Genomic DNA, 402 nt, shown 5'->3' with positions numbered 1-402 from the left:
GGGACTTGCACTTTTAGCATAGGCCCATATTTCGTATCGGCTATAGATATAACAGCATTTGGTGGATCGTCCAGGTGATATTCTCTATAATGCTTTTCAATGCCCCGATAAATCTCCATTATCGGCTTACCGTTTTTTGTTGGGAAGGGGAGGTAGACGGTGACGTTTTTTAATACCTCCCCCTTCTTCTTGGGAAAGATGGAAAAATCGTACCCGACACTGACGCTTTGCTTCCTTCCGCACCCGGTCATAAATAGCAATAAGCTGAGCAGCAATAATATCGCAGCTATCCTGAAAAATCGCTTACACAACGTATATCCCCTCCATGAATTATTTACCTTTTTAGCGCTTTTACCTCAAACAACTTAACGATTATTTTAGCTCCAAGCTTAATGCTGTCGC

The 402-nt window shown here is 42.3% G+C and carries 1 protein-coding gene; it reads right to left on the bottom strand.

The window, feature by feature from the left end; genetic code table 11:
• Positions 1–311: hypothetical protein (locus COY37_RS02695; RefSeq protein ID WP_286975952.1), on the bottom strand; the 311-nt coding region annotated here is incomplete at its 3' end.
• Between the last annotated feature and the right edge of the window lie 91 nt (positions 312–402).

The organism is Candidatus Aquicultor secundus, from assembly GCF_002791875.1.
Classification (GTDB): domain Bacteria; phylum Actinomycetota; class Aquicultoria; order Aquicultorales; family Aquicultoraceae; genus Aquicultor_A; species Aquicultor_A secundus.
Note: the sequence above shows the minus strand (reverse complement) of the source record. Positions and strands in the feature narration are given on the sequence as shown.